Origin of the sequence: Mixta gaviniae (assembly GCF_002953195.1) — a bacterium.
Lineage (GTDB): Bacteria > Pseudomonadota > Gammaproteobacteria > Enterobacterales > Enterobacteriaceae > Mixta > Mixta gaviniae.
Window position 1 is genome coordinate 3,693,261 of record NZ_CP026377.1, and the last position, 15,312, is coordinate 3,708,572.

Consider the following 15,312-nt stretch of genomic DNA (forward strand, 5'->3'; position numbering starts at 1 on the left):
TAAGGACGGCGTGGCAACGAACGCGCTTGTTATGTCATCAGTAAAGCAGGCGCGCACGCATTGTGCCCGGGATCGCTTTCATCAACGCCAGTGCTTTATGAGCCACATCCAGCTCTGCATCGATATCGATCACCACATAGCCCATCACCGGGGTGGTTTGCAGATACTGCGCGGCGATATTGATGCCCTGCTCGGCGAAAATCTGGTTAATCGCCGTCAGGACGCCGGGACGGTTCTCATGAATATGCAGCAGACGGCTGACATGCGCGCCGTGCATCGGCAGCGATACTTCCGGGAAGTTAACCGCAGAAAGCGTAGAGCCGTTATCAGAATATTTTGCCAGCTTGCCCGCCACCTCAACGCCGATATTCTCCTGCGCTTCCTGTGTCGATCCGCCAATGTGCGGCGTCAGAATAACGTTATCAAACTCGCACAGCGGGGAGTTAAAAGGATCGCTGTTGGTGGCCGGCTCTTCCGGGAATACGTCAATCGCCGCGCCCGCCAGATGTTTACTCGCCAGCACCTCGCACAGGGCGGGAATATCCACTACCGTACCGCGTGAGGCGTTGATCAGCAGCGAACCCGGCTTCATCAGCGCCAGCTCTTCAGCGCCCATCATATTCTGCGTCGACGGCGTTTCCGGCACATGCAGGCTGACCACGTCGCTCATATTCAGCAGGTCGGAAAGGTGCGTCACCTGTGTGGCGTTGCCCAGCGGCAGCTTGCTTTCGATATCATAAAAGAAAACGTGCATGCCCAGGCTTTCCGCCAGCACGCCCAGCTGCATGCCGATATGACCATAACCGATAATACCGAGCTTTTTGCCGCGCGCTTCATAGGAGCCGGCCGCCTGTTTGTTCCAGATGCCGCGATGCGCTTTGGCGTTGGCTTCCGGGATACCGCGCATCAGCAGCAACAGCTCGCCAATCACCAGCTCCGCCACCGAACGGGTGTTAGAGAAAGGCGCATTGAACACCGGCACGCCGCGCTTTGCCGCCGCGTTCAGGTCAACCTGATTAGTGCCGATACAAAAGCAGCCTACGGCCACCAGTTTCTCCGCTGCGGCGAAGATCTCTTCAGTCAGCTGAGTACGGGAACGAATGCCAATAAAGTGCGCATCGCGAATGGACGCCTTCAGCGCTTCACTGTCGAGCGCGCCTTTGTGATATTCAATATTGGTATAACCTGCCGCGCGCAGATTCTCCAGCGCGCTTTGGTGGACGCCTTCCACCAGCAGAAACTTAATCTTGTCTTTCTCCAGTGATACTTTTGCCATTTCCCGACCCTATTTTGCAGACTTCAGATGGGGCTGTGATAAGCCAGCCTTCTGTCAAAATATCAAAATTTACGCGCGCGGCAATACAAACGATTGCCTGCCGATCAGCACGGGCGGGGCAAGAAAAGGAAGGATTCAACAGATTATGATGGCCAGGTCGGCGCAGGCAGGATGATAACGCTGCGCGTTACCGTTATGTGACATAAGTCACCAAATTACGCCATCTGTAGAAAAGATGTTTTTTGATAAGAAATAACTGGCGCGCAGGCGCGCCAGAAAGATCATTTGGTGATGGTTTTAACGCCGTCCGGGCCGCCAATCAGCGCCACATCCGCGCCGCGCGCGGCAAACAGGCCCACGGTCACCACGCCAGGCAGTGCATTAATGGTGCGCTCCAGCTCGGTGGGGTTCAGGATGCTGAGATTATGCACGTCGAGAATAATGTTGCCGTTATCGGTCACTACGTTCTGACGGTACTCCGGCAGGCCGCCCAGCTTTACCAGCTCGCGCGCCACATAAGAGCGCGCCATCGGGATCACCTCGACCGGCAGTGGGAAGCGGCCCAGCACATCTACCTGTTTCGAGGCGTCGGCGATGCAGATAAACTTCTCCGCCACCGCGGCGACGATCTTCTCGCGCGTTAGCGCCGCGCCGCCGCCTTTGATCATCTGCATCTGTGGGTTAATTTCATCCGCGCCGTCGACATAGATCGCCAGCGAGTCCACTTCATTGAGATCGAACACTTGAATGCCGAGGCGCTTTAACTTCAGCGTGGAGTCCTCGGAGCTGGAGACCGCGCCGTCAATCTGATGTTTGATCGAGCCGAGCGCATCAATAAAATGGGCGGCGGTAGAGCCTGTTCCCACACCGACGATGGTGCCCGGCGTGACATAGTCCAGCGCGGCCCAGCCTACTGCTTTTTTCAGTTCATCCTGCGTCATGGTATGTTTAAAACCTGTGCTAGTGGTGTGCGCGTAGTATAAAACAAGCGCCGATTAAAGTGCGCGTTCGCGACGCGGCGATTTACCGCTTTGTAAGGCAGGCCACAGATTGATGACGGCGCGTAAGGGGCAAAGCGCGAATTTTATGGCATAGTGCCTTACCCATACCTGAAGGAGAGCCACAATAACAATGAAAAGACCCGATTATCGAACGCTTCAGGCTTTGGATGCTGTGATCCGCGAGCGCGGCTTTGAACGCGCGGCGCAAAAATTATGCATCACCCAGTCGGCGGTGTCGCAACGTATCAAGCAGCTGGAAAACATGTTCGGCCAGCCGCTGCTGGTGCGCACCATTCCGCCGCGCCCTACTGAACAGGGGCAGAAGCTGCTGGCGCTGCTGCATCAGGTGGAGCTGCTGGAAGATGAGTGGCTGGGCGATGAAAATGGCGGCACCACGCCGCTGCTGCTGTCACTGGCGGTGAACGCCGACAGTCTGGCGACCTGGCTGCTGCCGGCGCTGAAAGATGTGCTGACCGATTCGCCGGTGCGCCTTAATTTGCAGGTAGAGGATGAAACCCGCACCCAGGAACGTCTGCGCCGCGGCGAAGTGGTGGGGGCGGTGAGTATTCAGCCGCAGCCGCTGCCCAGCTGTCTGGTGGATCGGCTTGGCGCGCTCGACTACCTGTTTGTTGGCTCGCGCGAGTTCGCCGCGCGCTATTTCCCTAACGGCGTCACGCGCTCGGCGCTGTTGAAAGCGCCGGCGGTGGCGTTCGATCATCTTGATGATATGCATCAGGCGTTTTTACAGCAGAATTTCGACCTGTCGCCCGGCAGCGTCCCCTGCCATATCGTCAACTCCTCCGAGGCGTTTGTGCAGCTGGCGCGCCAGGGATCCACCTGCTGTATGATCCCGCATCTGCAGATAGAACGGGAGCTGGCCAGCGGCGAGCTGATCGATCTGACGCCGGGCCTTTATCAGCGTCGGATGCTCTACTGGCACCGTTTCGCGCCGGAAAGCCGCCTGATGCGCAAAGTGACCGATGCGCTGCTGGCGCACGGCCATCGCGTGCTGCGTCAGGAAGAGGAGACAGTGCCCGGCTGAAGGACGGCAGAGAGAAAAAAGGCGACCTCAGGTCGCCTTTTCACTTTATGGATTACGCTGTAGCTCAAACACCACGTCCACCTGATCGTCGAAATGGATGCTCTGTTGTTCGTAGGTCTCTGCGGCGGAGGCCATCGGCGCCGCGTCGGCCGCCTTATACATCCGCGCTATCGGCATCGGCTGATAGTTAGCAACGTGGTAGCGTACACTGTAGACCTGACCCAGCTTGGCGTTAAAGCCCTGCGCCAGCGCTGTCGCCTGCTGCGTGGCGTTTTCAATCGCCGCCTGACGCGCTTTCGCTTTGTAATCATCCGGGTTGGCCACGCCCAGCTCTACGGAACGGATCTCATTCAGGCCCGACTTCAGCGCGCCGTCCAGCAGATCGTTCAGCTTATCCAGCTGACGTAACGTTACCTGCACCTGACGCACCGCACGGTAGCCTTTCAGCACCGATTTGCCTTCTTTGGTGTAGTCATATTCCGGCTGAGTGCGCAGGTTGGCCGCATCGATATCTTTCTTCTCGATGCCGTTTTTGCTCAGAAAATCGAAATACTGGGCAACGCGATCGTCAGCCTGTTTTTTCGCGGCGGCAGCATCCTTTGAAGAGACGTTAACCTCGATAGCCAGCGTGGCGATATCGGGGCGCGCGTCGACGCTGGCCTGACCGGAAGTCACAATATGCGGTCCGTTAGGCAGCTCATCGGCGTGTGCCGCCGATGCGCCGGCGCCTAATCCCATCATGGCAGCCAGTGCCAGTGCTTTCAGTTTCACGAACGGTCCTCCTTGAAGACAAAACAAATAACGGGGCGCCATGCTACCTCGCCCTGACAATGACACAAGCCTGCCACAAGCGCGCGGCCGATAACATGCGTGTTCCTCTGAGTTTTTATTCTGGCAAAAGTTTCCTTTTTTGCCGCCCCGTCGTGTTGAATTATTGCGCGGCTCAGTGGAAACCGGCCAACCCTTGCATTGCCAGCCGGAAGGCGATAAACCACATCACCAGACCGACAAACAGATTGATGACGCGCTGCGCGCGAAGGGTGCTGAGCCGCGGCGAGAGCCACGCCGCCAGCAGCGCCAGGCTAAAGAACCAAAGACAGGAGGCGCTAACGGTACCGAGCGCGAACCAGCGCCGCGCCTCGGCGGGCAGCTGGCCGCCGAGACTGCCCAGCACCACAAAGGTATCCAGATAGACATGCGGATTCAGCCAGGTGACCGCTGCCAGCGTGGCGACAATGCGCCAGCGGCTCTGCTGCTTTACCTGGGCGCTGGCCAGAGCGATATTGGCGCTCACGGCGGCGCGCAACGCGCCCCAGCCATACCAGAGCAGAAAGGCCACCCCGCCCCACGTGACCAGATTCAGCAGCAGCGGCGACTGGTTCAACAGCGCGCTGCCGCCGAATACGCCGGCGCAGATCAGAATGATATCGCTGAGCGAACAGAGCGCCGCGGTCATCAGATGATACTGACGGCGGATCCCCTGATTCAGCACAAACGCATTCTGCGGCCCCAGCGGCAGGATCAGCGCGACGCCTAATGCAACACCTTGAAAATATACGGATAACATAGATTTTTCTCCCGATACTGATGGCGAGGGAGTGTATAGCGGCGGGTCGATGGGGGGAAATGGAAAGAATTAATCGGGCATCAGCGGGGCTAATAGAAACGGGCGAGAAACATCCCGCCCGTTCAGCTTAGTCAACCTTCGTCGTTTTATTCGGCCTTCGCCGTTTCGGCTTCAGTCGGCTTCGCCTGATGCAGATGCACATCCATCTGTGGGTAAGGAATGCCGATGTTATGCGCATCCAGCGTGCGCTTGAAGTTTTTCATCAGATCCCAGTAGACGTCCTGCAGATCGCCGCTGTTGCTCCAGCAGCGCACCACGAAGTTGAGCGACGAGGCCGCCAGCTCGTTCAGGCCGATCTGCACGCCGCGATCCTGCAGCACGCGCGGATCTGCATCCACCACTTCACGCAGCAGGGCGATCACCTGATCGACATCGGCGTCATAGGCTACGCCGATCACAAACTCGTTGCGGCGCACCGGCTCGCGTGAGAAGTTCACGATGTTGCCGGCGATGATTTTACCGTTCGGCACCACGACGATTTTGCCGTCGCCGGTGCGCAGCGTGGTGGAGAAGATCTGCACATGCAGCACGGTGCCCATCACGCCGCCAAGATCAACGAACTCGCCGGTGCGGAACGGACGGAAGGTGACCAGCAGCACGCCGGCAGCCAGGTTAGAGAGCGAGCCCTGCAGCGCCAGGCCGACGGCCAGACCGGCGGCGCCCAGTACGGCGATCACCGAGGCAGTCTGCACGCCAACGCGGCCCAGCGCCGCAATCAGCGTAAAGGCGATGACGCCGTAGCGCACCAGTGCCGAAAGGAAATCCGCGACGGTGGCGTCGATATGCCGCGCCAGCAGCAGACGGTTAATGCCGTTGGAGATAATGCGGGCGATAATCATCCCGACAATAACGATGGCAATGGCGGCGACAATATTGACCGCATAGCTCAGCAGCAACGCCTGGTTATGTACCAGCCAACCGCTCGCGCTGTTAATACTGTTGACCACGTTTAAATCTTCCATTTATCCACCCTGTTGTAGGTTCCCCAAAAAAGTAACGAAAACCGTCAGCGGGAACTGACGAACCATCAACAAAGGGTAAGCAATATCTTGCCGCTTCGCCAAGTAACTGACGATAAACGTTACATTTTTGTACCACTATGACGTAAAAAAGGCCCCGCAGGGCCTTTTATCAACAATGCGCCGATTACAGCGTATTGATGTTGTTCAGTTCTTTGAACGCCTGCTCTAAGCGCACAACCATTGAGGCCTGTGCGGCACGCAGCCAGACGCGCGGATCGTAGAACTTCTTGTTCGGCTTGTCGTCGCCTTCCGGGTTACCCAGCTGCGCCTGCAGATAGCCTTCGTTCTTTTTGTAGTACTGCAGAATACCGTCCCAGGTCGCCCATTGGGTGTCGGTGTCGATATTCATTTTGATCACGCCGTAGTCGATAGACTCTTTGATCTCTTCCGCAGAAGAGCCAGAACCGCCGTGGAACACGAAGTTCAGCGCGTTATGCGGCAGGTTGTGTTTCTGGCACACATATTCCTGAGAGTTTTTCAGGATTTTCGGCGTCAGCACCACGTTGCCCGGCTTGTAAACGCCGTGAACGTTGCCGAAGGACGCGGCGATAGTGAAGCGGTGGCTCACTTCGCTCAGCTTGGTGTAGGCGTAGTCAACATCTTCCGGCTGAGTGTAGAGCGCGGAGCTGTCGAGATGGGAGTTATCCACGCCATCTTCTTCACCGCCGGTTACGCCCAGTTCGATCTCCAGCGTCATATCCATCTTCGCCATGCGCGCCAGGTATTTGCTGCAGATTTCGATGTTTTCTTCCAGAGACTCTTCAGACAGGTCAATCATGTGAGAAGAGAACAGCGGTTTGCCGGTCTGCGCGAAGTGTTTCTCACCCGCGTCCAGCAGGCCGTCGATCCACGGCAGCAGTTTTTTGGCGCAGTGGTCGGTGTGCAGGATAACCGGCACGCCATATTTTTCAGCCATCAGATGCACATGGTGCGCGCCTGCGATAGCACCGGCAATAGCGGCAGCCTGCGGCTCGTCTGATTTGAAGCCTTTGCCAGCGATGAAGGCGGCGCCGCCGTTAGAGAACTGAACGATAACCGGCGCTTTTACCTTAGAGGCCGCTTCCAGTACGGCGTTAATAGAGTCGGTGCCCACGCAGTTTACTGCTGGCAGAGCAAATTTGTTCTCTTTCGCTACCTGGAACACTTTCTGTACGTCATCACCGGTGACAACGCCTGGTTTTACGAAATCAAAAATTTTAGACATCTGTTTTGTCCTGTTTCGTCGGCCGTGTTACGGATTCACGCCCATATCATAAGCTGGGCAATACGTTCTGGCAGGGCCTGCGCCCTGCCCCAAAGGTTACTGTTTCGCGCGCTCTTCCAGCATAGCGACCGCTGGCAGTTTTTTGCCTTCCACGAACTCAAGGAACGCGCCGCCGCCGGTAGAGATATAAGAAATTTTATCTTCAATGCCGAACAGATCGATCGCCGCCAGGGTATCGCCGCCGCCTGCGACGGAGAAAGCTTCGCTGTCGGCAATCGCGTTAGCGATGATTTCGGTGCCTTTACGGAAGTTCGGGAATTCGAACACGCCTACCGGGCCATTCCACAGGATGGTTTTCGCCTCTTTCAGCACTTTCGCCATCGCCTGCGCCGTTTCATCGCCGAAGTCCATAATCTCTTCGTTGTCGGCAACTTCGTTAACTTTTTTCACCGTTGCGGCCGCAGTTTCAGAGAATTCCGTGCCGACGCGGGAGTCAGTCGGGACCGGAATGCCGAACTGATCGCGCAGGCCTTTCGCCGCTTCGACGAAATCCGGCTCATACAGTGATTTGCCGACGTTGTTGTCGATAGCCACGAAGGTGTTAGCGATGCCGCCGCCGACGATCACCGTGTCGGCGATTTTCACCAGCGAATTCAGCACGTCGAATTTGGTGGAGACTTTAGAACCGCCCACCACTGCAACCAGCGGACGAGCCGGGTTGTTCATCACTTTGCCCAGCGCTTCCAGCTCAGCGGAAAGCAGCGGGCCGGCGCAGGCGATCGGCGCGAACTTGCCGACGCCGTGAGTAGAGGCCTGTGCGCGGTGCGCGGTGCCGAAGGCGTCCATAACGAACACGTCGCACAGCGCCGCATATTTTTTAGAGAGGGTTTCGTCGTCTTTCTTCTCGCCTTTGTTGAAGCGCACGTTTTCCAGCACGACCAGCTCGCCGGCGCCCACTTCCACGCCGTCCAGATAATCTTTCGCCAGCGTCACGTTGGTGCCGTTCAGCTTCTCTTTCAGGTAGTTAACCACCGGCAGCAGCGAGAACTCTTCGTTGTATTCGCCTTCGGTCGGACGACCCAGGTGCGATGTCACCATCACTTTCGCGCCCTGCTTCAGGGCAGCTTCGATGGTCGGCAGAGAAGCGCGGATACGCGCGTCTGACGTCACTTTCCCTTCTTTAACCGGCACGTTGAGATCGGCGCGGATCAGAACGCGTTTACCAGCAAGATCCAGATCGGTCATCTTAATTACAGACATGGTGAACCCTCTCGTTGATTCTCATAAGTTTTGTCAGACGCATCCGCGTCTTACCTGAAACCGCTTGCGGCCATCGCTAAGGTGGTGTCGAGCATCCGATTAGCGAAGCCCCATTCGTTGTCACACCAGACTAATGTCTTAACCAGGTGGTGACCGCTGACCCGCGTTTGCGTGCCGTCCACTATGGCACTGTGCGGATCGTGGTTAAAATCGATCGAGACTAACGGTATTTCCGTATAGTCAACTATACCACTAAAAGCCCCTGCTGAGGCATTTTGCAGCACCGCGTTCACCTCGGCGGCGCTCACCGCCGCCCGCACGCTGACGCTCAGATCCATCGCGGTAACGTTGATGGTTGGCACGCGTACGGCGATCGCTTCGAAGCGATCGTGGAACTGCGGCAGGATGCGGCCGATGCCCGCGGCAAGCCGCGTGTCGACCGGAATTATCGACTGACTGGCAGCGCGCGTGCGCCGCAGATCGCTGTGATAAGCATCGATAACCTGCTGGTCATGCATCGCGGAATGGATAGTGGTGATCGCGCCCGATTCGATGCCGAAAGCGTCGTCCAGCAGCTTAATTATCGGAATAATACAGTTGGTGGTGCAGGAGGCGTTGGAGACGATGCGGTCAGTTTGTTTAAGAGCCTGTTCGTTGACGCCGAACACTACCGTGGCGTCGAGATCGCCGCCGCCGGGATGGGAAAACAGCACTTTCTTCGCGCCCGCCTGCAGATGGGCTTCGCCATCGGCCCGACTGCCCCAGATGCCGGTACAGTCCAGCACCACGTCGACGTTCAGTTCGCGCCACGGCAGATCGGCAATCTGCGCCAGGTGCAGCAAACGAAGGGTATCGTCGCCCACCCACAGCAGATCGCGCTCCTGACGTACCTCCCAGGCGAAACGGCCATGGCTGGTGTCATATTTCAGCAGATGCGCCATGCCGGCGGATTCCGCCAGCTCATTGATGGCGACGACGCGGATTTCCGCCCGGCGTCCGGTTTCATACAGCGCACGCAAGACGCTGCGTCCAATGCGACCAAAGCCGTTAATCGCTACGCGAAGGGTCATAATACTCCTGCGTCAGAACCTAAAAACGTGCCGATAGCCTGAGCCAGCCGCTACGATTTGTACAGGGAAAAATCCACCGGCGTCAACCGTTGCGCACCGGGCAAACCGAGCCAACTGAAACGCTTCAGCCAGAATATTCGTTACCAGGAATAATTAAAATGACAGCGATCAACCCTTAAAACAAACTTCTGACACAGATCACAATTTTGAATAAAAATCGCCGCAGAAAGCGCCGCTTCGCCCCGACATCATTGTAAGGTGGTTTTTCAACCTGCTTCTTTTTTCATCATCGCCGCCGTTTCGATAGGGTGCGCATCGCCATAACGCGCCTCTTGTCAGCCTGCTTTTGCCGCGGCGGCATTATCCGCCGATCGAAAAGAAGCCGCTCCGTCCTGCCGGAGCCTATTCGGTTTTGTAAAAGGAGAGCATGAATTACCACCTGCTTTGGGGCGTCTGGTTAATCTGGGCGCTGGCTCTGCTGGCCTGTTGCTTTAAAGGGGAAAGCGGCTGGGCGTTATTTGCCTGGCTGATCATCATATCCCCGGCGGCCATTCTATTTTTCATTGTTTTATTTCTTCTCCGTTATTTAAGGCCTGACAAAGGATTGATGATGTTTAAACGTAACATTTCCCACACCCATACCATTATGGATAATGCGCCGGCTGCCGCTGCACCGCCTGTCGCGGATAATAGCGAGACGGTCTCTTCCGCCGTGATAATCGATAGGGAGGCGACCATTATTCCCGCCTGCTGCCATATTAAAGGCGAATTAACCTCGTCCGGCGACATGAAAATTAACGGCAGCATTGAGGGTACGGTCACCGCGGAAAAAACCGTGTATGTACTGAATCAGGGTAACGTCGAGGGCGAGATCCATGCGGCGAAGGTGGTGGTAGACGGTAAGGTGAAAGGCGTCTGCGCCAGCACGGTTGTGGAGATTAACGCCAGCGGCTTTATCGACGGCACGATTGAAAGCGATGATCTCTCAATTAATCAAAGCGGGCGTTTTTACGGCTTATCGAAGCCACTGGCGACAAAGCAGAGCGTGCCGGAAAATAAACCCATTGACCAGGAGGCCGGCAAGGATAAATTAACCATGATTCAGCAGGTGCTGAATAACGTGCAGGGAAATATACCATAAATAGGCGCTAACTGCAGTTCAGCAAGGCGCGCCATAAAATAAGCGGCTCCTCGCTCTATTAATGAATACCCTCAACAAGCCCGCTAAATATGGCGCGCAATAACTTTCGCATTATATTTTGCTAATAACGCCGAGGCGCAATAACTTATTTACCGTCTGGATAAGCGGCAATAGCCTGCAGGGAAAATAAATAGCGGCGCGGTTTTTATGCCGCGCCGCTGGAAAAGCAGGTTCGTCCGTTAGCCGGACGACCTGTTATTTACAGAATCGCTTTCGCCCTGGCGACTACGTTATCCACGGTGAAGCCAAACAGCTCGAACAGCTGCTCTGCCGGCGCGGATTCGCCGAAGCTGGTCATACCGATAATGGCGCCGTTCAGGCCGGTATATTTGTACCAGTAGTCAGCGATGCCCGCTTCAATCGCCACGCGCGCGCTGACCGCTTTCGGCAGCACGGATTCACGGTAGGCTTCATCCTGCTTGTCGAACGCATCGGTAGACGGCATAGAAACCACGCGCACGCGATAGCCTTCGGAGGTCAGACGATCCCAGGCGGCGACCGCCAGCTCCACTTCCGAACCGGTTGCGATCAGAATCAGCTGCGGCTGGCCTTCGCAGCCTTTCAGCACGTAGGCGCCGCGCGCGATGTTCGCCAGCTGCTCTGCGTCGCGCGTTTGCTGCGCCAGGTTCTGACGAGAGAAAATCAGCGCGGTCGGGCCATCCTGGCGCTCGATAGCGTATTTCCACGCTACGGCGGATTCCACCTGGTCGCATGGACGCCAGGTACTCATGTTCGGCGTAACGCGCAGGCTCGCCAGCTGCTCAACCGGCTGGTGCGTCGGGCCATCTTCGCCCAGACCGATAGAGTCATGGGTATAGACCATAACCTGACGGATCTTCATCAGCGCCGCCATACGTGCCGCGTTGCGCGCATACTCCACGAACATCAGGAAGGTGGCGGTATAAGGCAGGAAGCCGCCGTGCAGCGCGATACCGTTGGCAATAGCGGTCATACCGAACTCGCGCACGCCATAGTGAATATAGTTGCCTGCCGCATCCTGGTTGATGCCTTTCGAGCCGGACCACATGGTCAGGTTGCTCGGCGCCAGGTCAGCGGAGCCGCCAAGGTATTCCGGCAGCAGTTTACCGAACGCTTCGATGGCGTTCTGCGATGCCTTGCGGCTGGCGATCTTCGCCGGGTTCGCCTGCAGCTGTTCAATGAACTTCTGCGCATCTTCCTGCCAGTTTTCCGGCAGCGCATTGCTCATACGACGGGTAAATTCGCTTGCCAGCTGCGGGTAAGCCTGCGCGTAGGCGTTGAATTTTTCTTGCCAGGCCGCTTCTTTGATCCGACCAGCTTCTTTTGCATCCCACTCGGCGTAGATCTCCTGCGGGATAACGAACGGCGCGTGTTCCCAACCCAGCTGCTTGCGGGTCAGCGCGATTTCATCGTCGCCCAGCGGCGCGCCGTGCGAATCATGGGTGCCCGCTTTGTTTGGCGAACCGAAACCAATAACGGTTTTGCACATCAGCAGCGAAGGCTTATCGCTGACCGCTTTCGCTTCTTCAATCGCTTTTTTGATCGATTCCGCATCGTGGCCGTCGACGCCGCGCACCACATGCCAGCCGTACGCTTCGAAACGGGCGCCGGTGTCGTCGCTGAACCACTCTTCTACGTGACCGTCGATGGAGATGCCATTGTCATCATAAAACGCCACCAGCTTGCCCAGCTTCAGCGTGCCCGCCAGCGAGCAGACTTCGTGAGAGATACCTTCCATCATGCAGCCGTCGCCCATAAAGACGTACGTATGGTGATCGACAATTTCATGACCCGGACGGTTGAACTGTGCGGCCATGGTGCGTTCCGCGATGGCCATGCCTACCGCGTTGGCAATGCCCTGGCCGAGCGGGCCGGTGGTGGTTTCCACGCCGGCGGTGTAGCCGAACTCCGGATGACCTGGCGTTTTAGAGTGCAGCTGACGGAAATTCTGTAGCTCGCCGATCGGCAGATCGTAGCCGGTGAGGTGCAGCAGGCTGTAAATCAGCATCGAGCCGTGGCCGTTGGAGAGGACAAAGCGATCGCGATCTGCCCACAGCGGATTGGTCGGATTGTGGTTCATATAGTCACGCCACAATACTTCGGCAATATCAGCCATGCCCATCGGGGCGCCCGGATGGCCAGATTTCGCTTTCTGCACAGCGTCCATACTCAAAGCGCGAATAGCGTTGGCAAGCTCTTTACGAGAAGACATGTTTTACTCCAGGTCGGATTATTGTGCTTCGCCTTCCTTAACCTATTGTAATTAATGAGTTATCAGGCAAAGTCAAAGAAAAGTCGCCAAACAATGTACATGAAAAGCGGGGTGAAAGTACATGGCGCACTCTGCAAAATATCAGGGACAATTTACGCTTTAAGCGTTGTCTGCTGGGCTTTATTTCCCAGAACCGTTATAAAAAACGCTTCCCGGATAAAACCGCGCTGCGCAGTTTATTCGGGCCTCTGTTTTTTTTATTGCCTTGTTACTGTTAAGGGATGAGAAAGGAATGAAAATCCGTGCTTGTGTGATGGCGATTTCCCTCGCCACGTTACTCTCTGGTTGTCAGAATCTTGATAGCTCCGCATTAATGCAATCCGGTGCCCAGGCCTTCCAGGCCGTTACCTTAAGCAACGATCAGGTGAAGACGCTCAGCGAACAATCCTGCCAGCAGATGGACAGCGAAGCGAAAATCGCGCAGCCCGGCAGCGAATACCAGAAGCGTCTGGATAAAATCGCCGCCGCGCTGGGCAACAATATTAACGGCACGCCGGCCAACTATAAGGTCTATCTCACCAAAGACGTTAACGCCTGGGCGATGGCCAACGGCTGCATCCGCGTTTACAGCGGTCTGATGGATATGATGACCGATAACGAAGTGGAAGCGGTGCTGGGCCATGAGATGGGCCACGTGGCGCTGGGCCACTCGCGCAAGGCGATGCAGGTTGCTTACGCTACCACCGCCGCGCGCACCGCCGCCGCGTCGATGGGCGGCATCGCCGCCAGCCTGTCGCAGTCGCAGCTGGGCGAGCTGGGGCAAAAGCTGGTTAGCGCGCAGTTCTCCCAGACGCAGGAGTCGCAGGCGGATGACTACTCCTACGATCTGCTGAAAAAACGCGGCATCAATCCGAACGGCCTGGTCACCAGCTTTGAAAAACTGGCGAAGCTGGAAGGCACCCACCAGAGTTCGATGTTTGACGATCACCCCGCTTCGGAAGCGCGCGCGCAGCATATCCGCGAACGTATGGCCGCCGACGGCGTTAAATAAGCTTATCGGGAGGAACGCTTCCTCCCTTTTTCTTTCTGCAGTCACTCTTCCCCTTCCCTGCGAGCGGCCACACTTACTCTTCTGCGGCACTGCGGCAAAGCGCCTTTTGTTTCAGGCAAAGGTTTATCCCCGGCCAGGCAAATCGCCTTCAGGCTGCGTTTTACTGCCGCAATGATCAGGGGGGCTCAGGCGCTGGCCGACGCATCGGCAAGGCAAAAAAGTCGCCCGGGCGGGCTTACGCATTAAACGCGAAGGGAAAGGAAAAGCGCCGCCGCGCCCGCAGGACGCAGCGGCAAAGGCGTTAGCCTTTATTGGCTTTGTTGACCGCCTGAACGTGCAGCATATCCAGCGCGATAGTCGCCGCCGCCAGCGAAGTCAGATCGGACTGGTCGTAGCCCGGGGCCACTTCCACCAGATCCATACCGATGATATTCAGACCCTGCAGGCCGCGGATCAGCTTCAGCGCTTTATCGGTAGTCAGGCCGCCGATAACCGGCGTGCCGGTGCCAGGCGCATGGGCCGGGTCGAGGCAGTCGATATCGAAGGTCAGGTAGACCGGCATATCGCCGACGATCTGTTTCACCTGCGCCAGAATATCGTCCACGCCGCGATCGTTGACCTGGGCCGCATCCAGTATGTGATAGCCCAAATCTTTATCGAACTCGGTGCGAATGCCGATTTGCACCGATCGCTCAGGTGCGATCAGGCCTTCCTGCGGCGCATGGTGGAACATGGTGCCGTGGTCGAAGGTCGGGCCGTTGGAGTAGGTGTCGGTGTGCGCATCGAAATGCACCAGCGCCATTTTGCCGAAATGCTTCGCGTGCGCGCGCAGCAGCGGCAGCGTGATGTAGTGGTCGCCGCCGAAGGTCAGCATGCGTTTACCGCTGGCCAGCAGTTTTTCCGCATGCGCCTGCAGTTTGTCGGTCAGATCCTGGGAATCGCCGAAAGCGTAAACCAGATCGCCGCAGTCGATAACATTCAGACGCTCGCGCAGATCGAAATTCCACGGCCAGCGGCAGCCTTCCCACGCCAGGTTGGTGGAGATCTGACGGATCGCGCCCGGGCCCAGGCGGCTGCCCGGACGGCCGGAGGTGGCGGCGTCGAACGGAATACCGGTGATCACCCACTCGGCATCGCTGTCGTACGGCTGGAAATTAACCGGGAAACGCATAAAGCCGAAGGCGTTTGATACCAGCGAATTATCGTACTGATGGCCTAAGGTGTTGGTGTTATTCATAACAACTCCTTTTATGCATGGCGGCGCGGCCGACATGGCTGTTCAGATGAAAAAAATCCCCTCCGCGTCGTTAAACCCGACGAGGAAGGGATTGATGGGTAGGTCTGCTGGCGGCGATTATCGCCGCGCG

Annotated in this window: 13 protein-coding genes; 3 read left to right on the forward strand and 10 right to left on the reverse strand. The window is 57.0% G+C overall.

The genetic code is table 11. From position 1 onward, the window contains the following. Window positions 1-37 precede the first annotated feature (37 nt). Complete coding sequence (gene serA / locus C2E15_RS17280) at window positions 38-1,276, reverse strand: phosphoglycerate dehydrogenase (RefSeq protein WP_104958460.1); 1,239 nt, start codon at window positions 1,274-1,276, stop codon at window positions 38-40. A 281-nt stretch (window positions 1,277-1,557) separates the two neighbouring features. After that, window positions 1,558-2,217: a ribose-5-phosphate isomerase RpiA gene (gene rpiA, locus C2E15_RS17285; protein WP_104958461.1), complete on the reverse strand. Its 660-nt coding sequence runs from the start codon at window positions 2,215-2,217 to the stop codon at window positions 1,558-1,560. 190 nt (window positions 2,218-2,407) lie between these two features. On the opposite strand from rpiA, the gene C2E15_RS17290 reads away from it, so the two are divergent. Beyond that, the gene (locus C2E15_RS17290; RefSeq protein WP_104958462.1) at window positions 2,408-3,319 is read left to right on the forward strand and encodes a LysR family transcriptional regulator ArgP; all 912 of its coding nucleotides are present in this window, start codon (window positions 2,408-2,410) and stop codon (window positions 3,317-3,319) included. A 45-nt stretch (window positions 3,320-3,364) separates the two neighbouring features. On the opposite strand, the gene C2E15_RS17295 is transcribed toward C2E15_RS17290, so the two are convergent. From C2E15_RS17295 to epd, 6 genes are all read right to left on the reverse strand, one after another. After that, on the reverse strand, window positions 3,365-4,090 hold the full coding sequence (locus C2E15_RS17295; RefSeq protein WP_104958463.1) for an oxidative stress defense protein: 726 nt from the start codon (window positions 4,088-4,090) through the stop codon (window positions 3,365-3,367). A gap of 172 nt (window positions 4,091-4,262) precedes the next feature. Continuing rightward, on the reverse strand, window positions 4,263-4,886 hold the full coding sequence (argO, locus tag C2E15_RS17300; RefSeq protein WP_104958464.1) for an arginine exporter ArgO: 624 nt from the start codon (window positions 4,884-4,886) through the stop codon (window positions 4,263-4,265). 146 nt (window positions 4,887-5,032) lie between these two features. Then, window positions 5,033-5,908, reverse strand: a complete 876-nt coding sequence (gene mscS, locus C2E15_RS17305; RefSeq protein ID WP_104958465.1) for a small-conductance mechanosensitive channel MscS — start codon at window positions 5,906-5,908, stop codon at window positions 5,033-5,035. 184 nt (window positions 5,909-6,092) lie between these two features. Then, window positions 6,093-7,172, reverse strand: coding sequence for a class II fructose-bisphosphate aldolase (gene fbaA / locus C2E15_RS17310; RefSeq protein WP_104958466.1), 1,080 nt, complete (start codon window positions 7,170-7,172; stop codon window positions 6,093-6,095). A gap of 96 nt (window positions 7,173-7,268) precedes the next feature. Next, window positions 7,269-8,432 (reverse strand): phosphoglycerate kinase, encoded by a 1,164-nt coding sequence (gene pgk / locus C2E15_RS17315; RefSeq protein ID WP_104958467.1) that lies wholly within the window; start codon window positions 8,430-8,432, stop codon window positions 7,269-7,271. 50 nt (window positions 8,433-8,482) lie between these two features. Beyond that, on the reverse strand, window positions 8,483-9,502 hold the full coding sequence (gene epd / locus C2E15_RS17320; protein ID WP_104958468.1) for an erythrose-4-phosphate dehydrogenase: 1,020 nt from the start codon (window positions 9,500-9,502) through the stop codon (window positions 8,483-8,485). 610 nt (window positions 9,503-10,112) lie between these two features. Between epd and C2E15_RS17325 the strand changes: the two genes are divergently transcribed. Then, the gene (locus C2E15_RS17325) at window positions 10,113-10,643 is read left to right on the forward strand and encodes a bactofilin family protein (protein WP_167391894.1); all 531 of its coding nucleotides are present in this window, start codon (window positions 10,113-10,115) and stop codon (window positions 10,641-10,643) included. 259 nt (window positions 10,644-10,902) lie between these two features. Here the strand turns inward: C2E15_RS17325 and tkt are convergent, their stop codons facing one another. Next, window positions 10,903-12,894, reverse strand: a complete 1,992-nt coding sequence (tkt, locus tag C2E15_RS17330) for a transketolase (RefSeq protein ID WP_104958470.1) — start codon at window positions 12,892-12,894, stop codon at window positions 10,903-10,905. 292 nt (window positions 12,895-13,186) lie between these two features. Between tkt and loiP the strand changes: the two genes are divergently transcribed. Continuing rightward, window positions 13,187-13,945, forward strand: a complete 759-nt coding sequence (gene loiP, locus C2E15_RS17335) for a metalloprotease LoiP (protein ID WP_104958471.1) — start codon at window positions 13,187-13,189, stop codon at window positions 13,943-13,945. A 301-nt stretch (window positions 13,946-14,246) separates the two neighbouring features. On the opposite strand, the gene speB is transcribed toward loiP, so the two are convergent. After that, entirely contained in the window at window positions 14,247-15,182 is a 936-nt protein-coding gene (gene speB / locus C2E15_RS17340; protein ID WP_104958472.1) for an agmatinase, read from the reverse strand. Between the last annotated feature and the right edge of the window lie 130 nt (window positions 15,183-15,312).